Source organism: Pseudomonas zanjanensis (genome assembly GCF_014268745.2).
Taxonomy (GTDB): Bacteria; Pseudomonadota; Gammaproteobacteria; order Pseudomonadales; family Pseudomonadaceae; genus Aquipseudomonas; species Aquipseudomonas zanjanensis.
Genome location: NZ_JABWRB020000001.1, coordinates 2189370 through 2202498, shown reverse-complemented (window position 1 = coordinate 2202498; position 13129 = coordinate 2189370). Strand labels below are relative to the sequence as shown.

The 13129-nt window shown below is 62.5% G+C and carries 12 protein-coding genes; 6 read left to right on the top strand and 6 right to left on the bottom strand.

Translation table 11 applies throughout. The annotated features are described in order from the left end of the window. Nucleotides 1–3: 3 nt before the first annotated feature. The 3 genes from HU715_RS09180 to HU715_RS09170 form a co-directional block, all read right to left on the bottom strand. Nucleotides 4–1500 (bottom strand): alpha/beta hydrolase domain-containing protein, encoded by a 1497-nt coding sequence (locus HU715_RS09180; RefSeq protein WP_225917579.1) that lies wholly within the window; start codon nucleotides 1498–1500, stop codon nucleotides 4–6. Nucleotides 1501–1734: 234 nt separating this feature from the next. Beyond that, nucleotides 1735–2499, bottom strand: coding sequence for a hypothetical protein (locus tag HU715_RS09175; RefSeq protein WP_186706727.1), 765 nt, complete (start codon nucleotides 2497–2499; stop codon nucleotides 1735–1737). Between the two features lie 69 nt (nucleotides 2500–2568). Next, nucleotides 2569–2952: a DUF6152 family protein gene (locus tag HU715_RS09170; protein WP_186706728.1), complete on the bottom strand. Its 384-nt coding sequence runs from the start codon at nucleotides 2950–2952 to the stop codon at nucleotides 2569–2571. A 237-nt stretch (nucleotides 2953–3189) separates the two neighbouring features. On the opposite strand from HU715_RS09170, the gene HU715_RS09165 reads away from it, so the two are divergent. The 4 genes from HU715_RS09165 to HU715_RS09150 all read left to right on the top strand — a co-directional run bounded on the left by HU715_RS09165 (nucleotide 3190) and on the right by HU715_RS09150 (nucleotide 7343). Next, on the top strand, nucleotides 3190–4527 hold the full coding sequence (locus HU715_RS09165; protein ID WP_186706729.1) for an alginate export family protein: 1338 nt from the start codon (nucleotides 3190–3192) through the stop codon (nucleotides 4525–4527). A 61-nt stretch (nucleotides 4528–4588) separates the two neighbouring features. Next, on the top strand, nucleotides 4589–5479 hold the full coding sequence (locus tag HU715_RS09160) for a hypothetical protein (protein ID WP_186706730.1): 891 nt from the start codon (nucleotides 4589–4591) through the stop codon (nucleotides 5477–5479). Beyond that, nucleotides 5476–5850, top strand: coding sequence for a DUF6152 family protein (locus tag HU715_RS09155; RefSeq protein ID WP_186706731.1), 375 nt, complete (start codon nucleotides 5476–5478; stop codon nucleotides 5848–5850). Before HU715_RS09160 ends, HU715_RS09155 begins: the two co-directional genes overlap by 4 nt. Before the next feature lie 5 nt (nucleotides 5851–5855). Then, a complete protein-coding gene (locus HU715_RS09150) occupies nucleotides 5856–7343 on the top strand; it encodes an alpha/beta hydrolase domain-containing protein (protein WP_225917578.1) in 1488 nt (495 codons plus the stop codon). Between the two features lie 39 nt (nucleotides 7344–7382). Here the strand turns inward: HU715_RS09150 and HU715_RS09145 are convergent, their stop codons facing one another. From HU715_RS09145 to HU715_RS09135, 3 genes are all read right to left on the bottom strand, one after another. Continuing rightward, the gene (locus HU715_RS09145) at nucleotides 7383–7946 is read right to left on the bottom strand and encodes a cytochrome b (protein ID WP_186706733.1); all 564 of its coding nucleotides are present in this window, start codon (nucleotides 7944–7946) and stop codon (nucleotides 7383–7385) included. Nucleotides 7947–8044: 98 nt separating this feature from the next. Continuing rightward, nucleotides 8045–9505 carry an aldehyde dehydrogenase family protein gene (locus tag HU715_RS09140; protein WP_186706734.1) on the bottom strand — a complete coding sequence of 487 codons (1461 nt, stop codon included), beginning with the start codon at nucleotides 9503–9505 and terminating at the stop codon, nucleotides 8045–8047. Between the two features lie 39 nt (nucleotides 9506–9544). After that, nucleotides 9545–10918 carry an aspartate aminotransferase family protein gene (locus HU715_RS09135; RefSeq protein ID WP_186706735.1) on the bottom strand — a complete coding sequence of 458 codons (1374 nt, stop codon included), beginning with the start codon at nucleotides 10916–10918 and terminating at the stop codon, nucleotides 9545–9547. A gap of 214 nt (nucleotides 10919–11132) precedes the next feature. Between HU715_RS09135 and HU715_RS09130 the strand changes: the two genes are divergently transcribed. Both HU715_RS09130 and HU715_RS09125 read left to right on the top strand, forming a co-directional pair. Further along, entirely contained in the window at nucleotides 11133–12101 is a 969-nt protein-coding gene (locus HU715_RS09130; protein ID WP_186706736.1) for a helix-turn-helix domain-containing protein, read from the top strand. Between the two features lie 29 nt (nucleotides 12102–12130). After that, nucleotides 12131–12871 carry an IclR family transcriptional regulator gene (locus HU715_RS09125; RefSeq protein WP_186706737.1) on the top strand — a complete coding sequence of 247 codons (741 nt, stop codon included), beginning with the start codon at nucleotides 12131–12133 and terminating at the stop codon, nucleotides 12869–12871. Nucleotides 12872–13129 lie beyond the last annotated feature (258 nt).

Here is a 13129-nt window from a genome sequence, read left to right as displayed (position 1 = left end):
GGGTTAGAAGTCTTGAGGTTTCGCGATCGGACGCAGGCCCGTTGCATCTTCCGGAAGGAGAAAGCCTTGCTTGATCGAGAGATCCTTAGCGTCTTCGAACGCCTGTTCGTAGCGGCTGAAACTTCCATAGCGCTGGCCAAGCACGTCCTTGGAATAGGGCACCTTGGTGTCGTAGATCAGGCCGCAGTCGGTCTCCTGGTCCGTGAGGTAGGTCGCACTGGGCACCTGGACCCACGGCGGGCGCACACCCCCTTGCAGGTTGCCGGTGGCGGGGTCGCGTACGGCGACGTTGCCCTCGCGCACGACTCGCGGGGCCTTCGGCATGGCTTTGCCTTCGCGCACCCATTGGTCCATGCCATCGAGGAGGGCCGAGACGACCAGTTCCGCCGGCTCGTCGTACAGCGTCCGGCACCGTGGATCGTCGCCTTTGCCGACGTCGGCGGCGAACAGTTCGGTATGTTCCGTGCCGAGGTCGGCCAGCCGCAGATGGGGCATGCCGGTCACTTCGTAATGGCGAAGCTGCGGACTGTCGGTGTCCGGCGGCAGGTCGATGCCTTCGATGACGTCATGCATCAGTTCGGATTGGCTGTAGACGGTCACGAACGGCACGCCATCGGGCATTTGCCGAGGCAGCCGGATGACGTCGCCGCCCACCTCGCCATAGGCCATGCGTCCCGTCATGTAGGCATCGATCAACGGCCGAGCGTCGGGCATGCGCCATTGCTGGTGCCGACCCTGGTCGAGGTAGTCCATCCAGACCTGCGCGGTCACCGCCCAGCTGTTGACGTAGACGCGTTGCACATTCAGGCCTGCCAACGGGCCCTGCGCGGCATTGGTTTTGAGCAGCAACGCCAGCTGCGCCGCGATCCCTTGTGACTGGGGCACGAACGGGTCGGGGCCTTCGCCACGGGTGAACCGCTGCGGGTCGTAGTAGGTACCCAGCGGCGCATAGCGGGCATAGTCGAAGCGGCGCATGAACTCGAAGTTCACGATCTGTCCGTACTGGGCAATTTGCTCCGCTTCGGCGGCCGGGGTGTCCGAGAGGAACTTGGGATCGACGGCCGGCTTGTTCATGTTCAACGTGTAGCCCACGTACGCGTAGCCACGTCGCAGCAAGTAGTCGCGGGTCAGGATCCATCCGGCGCCACGTTCGCCAAACCAACTGAACGGCTCGATCACCACGGTGCCGTTGAACCGCCCGGGGTCCGCCGGTTTACGTACCAGGATGCGCGTGGTGTAGGGCGCCTCGAAGAGGGTTTTGCCTGCGGCGGTAATCGCCGGGGCGACGCCTTGCAGGTAAAGCTCCTCCTCGACGTAGCCGTACTTGTCGAGATCGCTGTGTTCCGTGCCTGGCCGTTTCGCCGACGACAGCGGTGGCTCGCTGGAAGGTGGCATGGCAATGGCCGTGGGCATGCGCGGCACCTCGGCAAACGCGTTCGAGCCAAGGATCAGCGACAGCAGGACGCCGGGCAGCGTCGGCCGCAGGAGGCTGGTGGTCATCGGTCGTTCCATCCGGTCATCTCCAAAGGAGCAAAATCAGTCTGGTTTGGGGGCGCTGCGCACCCCAGCGGGAGCAAGCTCCCTCGCCACGGTTTTGTGTGTGGCTGGGCGGTGTGGAGTAATCAGTTCCATGATGTTGCCCACTCATTCGTGGCAAACACCGCCCTTTGTGGCGAGGGAGCTTGCTCCCGCTGGGCTGCGCTGCAGCCCCAACCCTGGCCTCGCGGCAGGGCTTCACTCACGGTTGAGGGACGCCTTGCCCTCGCTGTCGATCACGATCTGGTTGTTCTCGCAAACGTATTCTTGAATGGCGTAGTTGGAGCGCTTGTAGTCGAACGTGAAGCGATACGGGGTGTTCAGCACCTGCGGATCCTCGATCACCACCTGGTTTTCCAGGTGGTCCGGGCCCTTTAGCCTGATGCGCTCGGTGATCGTCATCGCCTCACTGTGGGGAACGTCATAAAACGTCACGTCGGTTCGCACACGTTGCGTCTCCACCACGAGGGTGTCGCCTTCCCAATGGCCGCGGGAATGACCCTGGTACTTGGGGTCGAGCTTCTCTTTGGGCGGCATGGCTTGGTCCAGGAGAATCCGGCGCACCTGCTGGAGGTACTCGCCGAGGACAATCACCTGCTTGTCGTCGTGAATGATCTGGATCGGAAACAGCGCCGCCATCATCGTCGGCATGCCTTCGGGCAGGCACCGGGAACTTGTCGTGGCCAAGGGCGTGCCGGCTTCGTTCGCGGCGGCTTGTTTCTTTTTCAGCGCGGCGTATTCGCGGGCATAGGGTTCCTTCAGGTCCATCGGGCCGCCTGGGTGCACCGGATCGTCCGGGTTCTCACCGAACCAGTCGTCCGGGGTTCTTTCCCAGGTGCCACTGATATCCGGGGGAGTGTTGTCCTGGGTTTTCGAGGTGGCTGCGTTGCACACCCCGGCGACCGTCACGAGGACGACGCCGAGGAAGATCGTTGCTGCGCTCAAGGTTCGTGTCGGTTTCATTGAAACGTCTCCACGCTGCTGGCTGGCTTGTTCGGTTTGGTTCCGTGGTCATCAGGCGAGGGAGTTCCCCTATCCGCCGCCCGTGAGCACGACGTCACCGATCTTGATCTCCACGAGCAGTCCGCCCGGGTCACCGTTTTTCAGCGGCCTGAAGGACACCTCGGCGCTCTCGCCGGCCTTGATCGAGTCTGCGCTCCAGCCCGCACGCTGCAACGCGTTGACGCTGCCCGTCTCGATCTTGAAACGCTGGGCCGGTGGGCCGGGCGTATCGAGGTAAATCGTGATGTGGGGATTGGTCCAGGCAAAGCGCTCGACCACGCCCTTGACCGTGACCGTCTTGGTCTGGTCGAACAGCGCGAATGAATGGTGGGCAGTGGCCAGGGACGGCAGGGCACTGCAGGCGACGATGGTCAGCAGGCAAAGCCCCTGACGTAACAGCGGTATTGGGGTCATGACGGATGCCTCGTTCTTATGCGTTCTTATGGCCCCAGCATAGGGCGCACGCACGGGCAGGCCGTAGCCCAAAACGGCAACCGTTCAAGCCTCTGGACATGTTTTTCAGCAGGGAGAAATAGCGCCAAGGAAATGGGTGGCCAACCCCGTGCACATGCTGATTTGGGCTACCGCATGGGCGAGCCGAATCGGAACACTCATGACTCGCCTCATAAATATAAAAACAGGAGAGACGTCATGCGCACCCCCCGTTACGCTCCATTGCTTTCGCTGGTTGCCGTCTGCGCGTTCGAGCCGCAGGCACAGGGCTACGAGTTGTACAACGACAACGAAGGTGGGACCGTCCTTAACGCCGAGTTTTGGGCGGGATTTGGCTGGTTCGGTAGTAGCAAGAACTACCTCGGCGACCCGCAGCGGGAGCCCGGCACCATGCGATGGCAGGAAGGGTTCGCCAAATATGGTCTCAGCGGCACGACGGATCAGATCGCCGCCGGCTCGATCTACGGCGGGTTCAGCCTGATCAGTACGGGGTCATGGGGCGACGGCGACGCAGGAGCGATCACCGCCGGAAACGAAAGAGAAACCGCAGTGGAAGATGCCTACCTGGGCTGGAAGTCAGGTGACCTGATTCCGGCGTTGGGCACGGACGGCGTTGATTTTTCTTTTGGCCGACAGATCGTGACGGTGGACGGCTTTCTGATCACCGATGATGGGTTCGCCCCGGGGAACGCTTTCAACCCCATCGAGGGCGTAGCGGATGGCCGGTTCAATCGCGGCGGTGCCTTTTACCTCGGCCCGCGGTTGGCGTTCGGGAATACGGCAGTCTTGAAGCTGGGCGGCAGGCAGGGCCTGCATGGCAGCTTGATCTGGTTGAAGTCGGATAATCCCGGGCAGTCCAAGACCGAAGTGGCGGCCGCCACCGTCGACTACACGACGCCCAGCGGCTCGATCGGTTCAACGTACGTGCGTGGTCTGGATGTCGAAGAGCGATACGTCTTTGGCGATCGGGGTGAACGCAAGGGCATGGACATCTACAGCATTCGTGGCCAGGGCAATGCCGGCATCGAGAACGCCGATTTCGCGTTCGAAGTGGCGCGCCAGGAAAAACGCTCGGGGTCGCAGCGGGCGATGTTCTTCGACGCGGGCTACACCTTCGCCGATGCCAAATGGCAACCGACGGTGAGCTATCGCTATACGCGCTATTCCGAGGGCTGGGACTTCCTGTTCCAAGGCGGTTTTCGCAAACGCTACCAAGGTGAAGTCGCGGTGAATTACGCCGGTTCAGTGACTTCGAACATGCAGATCCATGATGTGTTGCTCTCGGTCATGCCGACCGACAAGTTGACGCTTAACGCGATGGCTTTCGACTACCACCAGCTTTCCCGGCGTGGGGAGCAGGACTTCAGCGCACGTGAGGTCGACTTCTTCCTGGACTGGATGGTGACGGACAACATCACGCTCTCGCCCCTCATCGGCTTCTACAAGCCCGAGAAGTGGCTCGGCAACGGTGGCAACCAGAGTGGGAGCGCATCGACGAATACCTACTTCCAGCTCATCGCCTGGGTGAGCTTCTGAGCGGCCATCCACGCCGCCAAACATCCTCAGCACTACCAACGTGTAGAAAAAGACGCAGGTCATGCCTATGAAAACGCTCCCTCTTGTTCACGCAGTGATCGCGCTGCTGGCTATTCTGGCCGCATCCGCGAATCCCTTGTTCGCCATCGCCGCAACGCCCCCCGCAACGTCCAGCGTGGCCAAGCCGAAAGCCGGACCGCCCGACCTCAGCGGTCTGTGGATGCCAGTGGGGAGCTCCGTAGACCCCCTCGTCAACAGCACCGGTGCCGATAACCCCGATACCAATGTCGGCCCTCCGTTCGGCACCACGCCGGAACTCAAGGGGGTCTATCTCGAGAGCGCCAGGAAACGCGCTGAAGCGCTCGCCAAAGTGGGCAGTGAATTCAAGACGTCGTGCAAGGTGCTGGGCATGCCAACGAACATGGTCGGGCCTTACGCCGTAGAGATCATGCAGACGCCGACACAAATAAATTGGGCGCAAGAATTCCTGCGCGAGACGCGTCGTATTTACCTGGATGGGCGCGCCCACCCCAATCCCGAGGAAGCGCCCTCGACGTTCGAGGGCCATTCGGTCGCACGCTGGGAGGAAAATGTGTTGGTCGTCGAGACGACCCATATCCGGCAGGAGACCACGTTGGGTGAGTATGGGCATGCCGACGATGCGCTCGGCCACGGTCCGCGCATGATTATCAAAGAGCGGATCTTCATCAATGACGAAGGCTTGCTGCAGGTGGACGGCAGGGTCGAAGACCCGGATGCGCTGGTCAAGCCATGGCAGTGGGCGCCGCTGACTTTCCGCCGTGCGCCCAAGGGGGTCGAGTTCATGGAGTTTGTCTGCGAGGACAGCAATAACGAGTCGATCGATCCGGTGACGGGCGCGGAAATCACGACGATTCCCGAGCGTCGCAACCTGAACCAAGCGAACAACAAAAATCAAGGAGACACGAAGTGAATCTCAAATCCATGCTGTTCGGCTTGGCGCTCCTGGGTTCGGCAGCACCGGCTGCGCTTGCCCACCATTCCTACTCAGCCTTCGACATGTCGAAGCTCGTCGCGATTGCCGGCACAGTCAGTGAGGTGCAGTTTAGAAATCCTCACGTTTGGTTATTCGTCGATGTACTGGCCGGGGACAAGACTGAGACCTGGGCGATCGAGGCCGGCGGCCCGAATATCCTGATGCGTCAGGGCTGGATGGCCAATACGCTCAAGCCGGGCGATAAGGTCGACCTGCAACTCGCGCCGATGAGGGACGAGACGAAGACAGGTGGCGCCCTCCAGGCGCTACGGTTGCCCAATGGGAAAACCATCGGGACGTGGAAATGAAGCCCATGGGCGAGGTTTGGTCGCCCAGGCTGTCCGTGGCGGCGTCGCTTGTGCTGACGATGGCCGCGCCCGTCGGCGCGCAAACGCCCTCCATGCCGCAATTCTCTTTGGTGCCGCCCAGCGGCCGGTTGCCTCTCGCGTCTGCGTCAAGGCACGGCACGGAGTATGTCGACCTCGAGGGGGGCGGGTATGTGGAGGAGGAGTACTACCTGCTGGGGCTCGCGCCGGCGATCACCGCTTCTGGCGAACAGGTGTTCGACGCGCCCTACGTGACGCGCTTTCTTATCCGCAAACCCAAGGACCCTGGACGCTTCAACGGCACGGTTGTGCTGGAGCCGTTCAGTTGGATGGGCGAGCGCGGCGCGGGCTGGATCCTCACCCGCAACTACCTGATGCGCAAGGGCTACGCATTTGTCGGCTATACGCTCAGCATCAATCGACCGGCTAACGATCCCAAGACGCTGGATTGGGATCCTGAGCCCCGCAACCTGAATCTGGACTTCATGCGACGCTACGACTACAAGCGCTACGCACCGCTCGGCAGCTACTACGACAGCGACCGGTTTCGACGCGGCAGCGGTCCCGATCAGTACCCGCCCCAGGCGCAGGGCATTGCCGCGCAATTGGCCTTGCTGCTCAAGTCAAACCACGGTCCCACCCAGGGGCTCGACGTCAAGCGTATCTATGTCAACACCTGGGCAATCAATGGGCAGCTCTGGCTCGATTACCTCGATCAGGGCCGGCATCAGCAGTGGCGCATGCCGGACGGTAAACCGCTGATCGACGCCTATATGACCGGGCACATTGTGTATGGCGACCTGGGTGGCGAGGTGCTCAGGGTTCCGCGCAAGCTCCCTGAGGATGCGCCTTTCGTGACGGTCTACAGCCAGGCCGAGGTGGTCCACGATGCCCGCCAGGAGATCGCGCTCCCGCCAGATACCGACCAACCGAAGTTGCGTTATTACGAGGTCACGGGCATGCCCCATCTGCGCCTTGCCGATCAGGGCACCGAGGGGACTGAGCCGCACCCGGCCGACGGCGACAAGCGCAACGATCCGCGCTGCCAGTTTCTGTATGACGAGCCGGTGGAGACGGTTGTGTCCGCGATCCTTGACGCGATGGATCGCTGGGTGCGTGACGGCACGCCGATGCCCAAGGCCGAGCGGGTCGCTCGTGAGGGGAAGGGCGTTGCCCGCGATTTGCAGACCGGCAACATGGTGGGTGGTGTGCGTCCGCCGTGGATCAAGGTGCCAAGCGCCACCTACCTGACCGACCAGGAGACCGGCTGCGGTTCGGCCTACGACACGAAGGTGCCCTATTCCGCGCAGCAGATGAAGGCGTTGTATGGCAGTCATGCCAATTATGCGAGTCGTTTCGAAGCCGCCAAACAACAGGCGATCAAGGAGGGCTATTTGCTGCCGGAGGATGCGGTGCTCGTCAAGCCAGTCGCTTCACCGGCGGACTTTACCGGACCTCTGCGGTCCGAGCCATAAGTGAAGGCGTCGGCGTTTTTCGCCAACGCCTCAATCAAGTCACAGCATGCGGCGCAGGACATCGTTTCGAGGGTCGCGGTCATAAAACCGGTGCTTGAGGGCGCCGGCGACGTGCACCAGGATCAGGCCGAGCAGGGTATAGGCGAGCACTTTGTGCAGCCACTGGAAGACGACGAACCAGTCGTCATTCTTGCCCAGCAGCTCCGGAAGGTTCACCCCGAAGAAAAACACGCCGTCGCTCATCGTGTAGGTGCTCGACATCGAGTAACCCATCAACGGCACGATCACGAGTAGCGCGTACAGCGTACGGTGCGCAAGTCGTGAGGAAACCCGCTCATAGCGCGCCAGCGTCTCCGGCGGTTGCGGCAGCCTGGCCGTTTTCACCCTCAGGGCGATCTGGACCAGGACCACCAGGAATGCCAGCACCCCAAAGGATTTGTGCCACGGGTAGTAGAGCTCATATTTGCTCGCCACTTCGTCATCGAGCCCCGTCATGTGCCAGCCCGCCCAGAGGAGGCCGGCGATGAGCACGGCGCGCACCCAGTGCAAAATCCGCAGGGACGTCGGATACCGATCAATTATTGTTTGATTTGCCGGATTCATCGCGGTCTCTCCATCCATCATCAAGGCATCGAAAATGCGCGGTTGAACGGCCACCCTCTACGGCACAGCGGCTTGGAAGGTGGCCGGGTCAATACGGGTTATTTTGAGCTGGGCAGCAGTACGGTAATGACCTTTTCCTCGGTGTAGGCCAGCGCGCCGCTGAATCCGCCTTCTCGGCCAATGCCGCTGGCCTTGACGCCGCCCCAGGGCAGGTTGGCGTCCAGTGGGCTCCAGCAGTTGATGCCCACGGCACCGGCCTTGATTGCCGCCGCGACGCGGTGCGCTCGCGCCAGGTCGCTGGTCCAGACCGTGGCCGCGAGGCCGTAGGAGGAGTCGTTGGCCAAGGCGATCGCCTCATCCTCGCTGTCGAACGTGATCACCGTGCCGACGGGGCCGAAGATCTCATCCCGGGCGATCGCCATGTCATTGCGGGCATTGGCGAAGATCGTCGGCCGGACAAACCAGCCTTGTTCAGGGTTCGATACACCGCCGGCCAGCAGGGTCGCACCTTGGTCGATACCCAATTGGATGTAACGGTTGACGCGATCCAATTGCGCTTTCTTGGCCACCGGCCCCATCTGCACGCCCGGTTGGCGAGGGTCGCCCACCTTGACGGCGCGCGCGGCATCGGCCAGCGCGGCGGCGAAGCGATCGGCGAGATTGCGTTGGACCAGGATGCGCGAGCCGGCCGCGCAGACCTGGCCCTGGTTGGCGAACAGGCCGAGGGTGCAGCCGAACAGCGCGTCGTCGAAGGAGGCATCGTCGAAGACGATCTGCGGGCTCTTGCCGCCCAGCTCCAGGGCCACGCGCTTGAACAGCACGCCGGCGGTGCGCTGGATCTCGCGGCCGGCTTCAGGGCTGCCGGTGAAGCTGATCTTGTCGACATGGGGATGTTCGCACAGGGCACGACCCACCTCGTTGCCGTAGCCGGTCACGACGTTGATCACGCCGTCAGGGAAACCCGCTTCCTGGGCCAGCGTCGCCAGGTGCAAGGCCGACTGGGGTGTCTCTTCCGACGGTTTGATGACCACGGTGCAGCCCGCCGCCAGCAGAGCGGCGAGCTTCCAGACGGTGATCATCAGCGGCGAATTCCAGGGAACGATGGCGCCGACCACCCCCACGGGTTCCCGCACCGTGTATGAAAGGGACTGGGTGCCGAAGTAGCCGCCGGAGGGAATGGTCCGCCCCTCGAGCTGGTTGGCCCAGCCGGCAGAGGCGCGCAGGTTGGCGACCGCATTGGGCACGTCCAGCCGGCGTGGCTCGATCGGCGAGCGGCCGATGGCGTCGGCGTCCATATCGGCCAGCACGTCGGTGTCGCGCTCCACCAGGTCCGCCAGTTTCGACAGCAGTCGAGCGCGCTGGGCGCCGTCAAGCTGGCTCCAGGCGCCACGTTCGAGCTGGTTGCGCGCGGCCGCCACGGCACGGTCCACGTCTTCAGCGGTGCCTTGGGCGCAACTGCCGTAGACCTGTTCCGTGACCGGATTGACAAGGTTGATGCGGCGCCCGTCGGAGGCTTCGAAGGACGTACCGGCGATGAAGTGTTTTAGATGCTTAGTCATTTTTGGAGTCCATGGGGTGATGGGCAGCGTCGAGACATCTCACGCCTCGAGGGCGTCCAGGGCGTCGCCGAAGATGTCCAGTGCCTTGAAGAACAGCGCCCGTGAAATCGTCAGCGAAGGCATGACTCGCATCACGTTGCTGTAGCGCCCGCAGGGAATCATCAGCACGCCGTGGCTGAGCAGGTAACCCATGAGCTGGCCGATCTTTTCCGGTGCCAGTGGCGCCTTGGTGGTCGGGTCCGAGACCAGCTCGATGCCGATCATCAGGCCGCGACCGCGGACCTCGCCGACCAGCGGGCTGCCGAAGCCACGGATACGTTCCTGCGCTTCCAGCCCCAGTGTGTGAGCGCGGTTGAGCAGATCGAGCTCCGGGTCCTGGAGGATGCTGATGTTGGTCAATGCCACTGCCGCGGACAACGAGTTGGCGGCGAAGGTGTTGGGCATCGATCCGTCAGGAATCGCCGCCGCCAGGTCCGAACGCATGATCAGGCCGGCCATGGGCAGGTCGCTGCCGATGCCCTTGCCGAACGTGAGCATGTCGGGCTTCACGCCGGAATGCTCGACCGCCCACATCTTGCCGGTACGCCCCGCACCGGACTGCACTTCATCGACGATCAGCAGTGCACCGCTGCGGTCGCAGGCCTTGCGCAGCAGTTGCAGGAATTCTGGCGAGGGGGGCACGTAGCCGCCTTCGCCTTGCACCGGCTCCACGATCACGGCAGCCACGTCGTCGGCGGCGGTGTAGGGGGTGTTCAGCAGGTAATCCACGTACTCACCGGCGATCTGTTCGGCGCTTTTGTGGGTAGTGTCGAAGGGGAAGCGATAGGCATAAGGGTAGGGCGCGTGAATGACGCCACCCATCTGGGCACCGTAGCCCTTGCGGTAAGCCGTGCCTGTGGTGAGCGCGCCGGACGCGTTCCACACGCCGTGGTAGCCACCGTGGAAGGCGATGATCTGGTGCCGCCCGGTAACGCGCTTGGCAAACTTGATGGCCGCCTCCAGCGCATCGCTACCGCTTTGGGTGAAGAACGTGATGCAGTCGCCGCGCAAGCCGTCGGGTGCGATCTCGGAGAGCTTGGCGGCCAATTCGGTGCGCCGGGTGCTGTTGACTTCCAGGGCATGCATCAGCACTTCGGACTGTTCGCGAATGGCCTGCACCACCTTCGGGTGGCAGCGACCCACGCTGCTGACGCCCACGCCCGCGGACAGGTCGATGTAGGTATTGCCATCGGCGTCCTTGAAGGTCGCGCCGAACGCCCGGTCCATGGCCACCGGCATGCGTCCGCCGCCGCGGGCCATCGACTCGGTACGCGCCGACAGCGCCAGGGCCTCGGTGGTCTTGGGGCCGGGAATGGTGGAGGTTATCCGCGGGGCGTCCGCGAAATGGAGGGATTCAAGTTTGGCTTCACTCATGACGGTCTCTCAGGATGTCGGTTTCAGTGTCTCGATCATCCTCGTGGCCCGTTCCTGGCCGGTAGCCCGAATCGGCACATTGGGAGGCTGCCGCGTCCCTTCCTTTCGAAGATCTGGCGGTCATAAAAGAAAATTTGCAGAATTCTCTTAATATGAGAATATCGGTCGTGAAGGCGATCTAAAAACAAGAATATTGGCCGAGGCTTTCGTCATCATGAAAAACCTGAACATCAGCCACTTCCACGACATCCATGTCCACGCAGCCACCGTCCAGGAGTGGAGCCAGGACTACAACCAGCTGACCGCTGGTTCGGCTGAGAGCTCACTGATCCAGTTGACGACGCCGCGCTGCCACGTCTTTCGCGAGCAGATCAACCAGCGTGTCGTGCAGCACGGCGTGGCTCCTCGGGGCAAGATGTGCTTCGCCGTGCCGATCACGGTCCCGGGTACGATCCGGATGCAAGGGCGGGAAGTGGACGACAGCAGCCTGTTCTTTCTTCATGGTGGCGAGGAGTTCATGTTCCACATGCCGATGGGCATGGAGCTGCTGGCGATCACCTTCGAGCGTGAGTTGTTCGAGCAAGCGTTGGCGCAAACCGCGTCGGCCAAGGAAATCGGTCAGTTGCTACGCCAGCCGGTGATCAGGCTTCCCACCCAACGCTACGCCGGGGCTCGCCGTCGAATGCTGGCGGCGTTCTCCCAGGCGCTCTTGAGCGAAGAACTCGACAACGCACAAGACCGGGAAATGGCACTGGAGCAGACCATGCTCGCCGAATTGCTCCAGTTGATGACCGACCCCGCCTGCGACAAGCACCAGCGCGCGCCCAGCTCCACGCGCAGTTACATTGTCGAAAAATGTCACCGCCTGGCGACCGCGCAATCGAACAACGTGCCCAGCGTGGATGAGTTGTGCCAGCGACTCCAGGTGAGTCGCCGTACCGTGCAGAACAGCTTCCGTTCGGTGACCGAGACGACGCCGGTCAATTACCTGCGCTCCGTAAGGCTCAACGGTGTGCGCCGAACCTTGATGTCCACCCCAGCGACGCATCTCTCCATTGGCGATGCCGCAGCCCAGTGGGGCTTCTTTCACCTCAGCCATTTTGCGGCCGAGTACCAGGCGCTGTTCGCCGAGCTGCCATCCCAGACCACGCGCGCTGCCATCGGCGGTTGTGCGCTTGCTTGAGCATTTGCCTGCACAAGGACGTAGAAAAGATGAATAGCCTTCGCCGCCTGCTCAGGGTCTTCGACTTGTTTCGCCCTGAACGGCCGGTCATCGATGTGGACGTCATTTGCCGGGAGCTCGGCTACACGCCTGCCACCGCCTATCGTTATCTACGCGAACTCGGCGACGCGGGTTTCTTGAAGCGATTACCGCGGGGCTATGCGCTCGGCCCACGTATCGTCACGCTGGAGCATCAGATGACCCACTACGATCCATTGCTGGCCTGCAGCCGGGGCCTGGTCGACAAACTGGTGGCCGACACCGGCCTGGATGCGCTGGTCAGCGAATGGCATGGCGACTCGGTGGTCAATGTGCTGATCCAGCGGGGCTCCGACGCTGGCCCGGAGGGGGGCGACCGAGGGCGGCCGATCGATCTTTTTCACAGCGCGACCGCTCGGGTCGTATTGGCCTATCTGCTGCCGCGCCAGATTCGCCGCATCTACGACTTCCACGCCAATCCCGCGCAAGTGCTGCATCAGGAACTGGAGTGGAAGCCGTTCACCAAGGGGCTGCTCGCCATCCGCAAACAGGGCTATTGCATCAGCGAAAGCGAGCTGCACCCGGGACGCAGTGGCGTCGCGGCACCGATCTTCGACGAAAAACGCCGAGTCCTCGGGAGCATGACCCTGGTGGGGCGCAGCGAGCGGTTCCGAGCGTTTCAGCAGGGCTACCTGTGCGACCTAGTCACCGGCGCGGCGTCGCAACTGACGGCGCGTATTGCCTTGCAGTGAATTGAGAGGGGGGCACACGTCCTGATGCTTGTCAGTTAAGCGAAACAAAGCCGGGCAATAACCCTGTGGCGAGGGAGCTTGCTCCCGCTGGGTCGCGAAGCGTCCCTGTTTCTGGGGCTGCTACGCAGCCCAGCGGGAGCAAGCTCCCTCGCCACGGTTTGTGTGTTTGCCTGTGGTATCCACTTGACTAACTGGCATTAGCCCCACGCCAGGCTTTTTTGAGGCGAGCGCAGCGATGACCGATTTGGGCTAATGGGG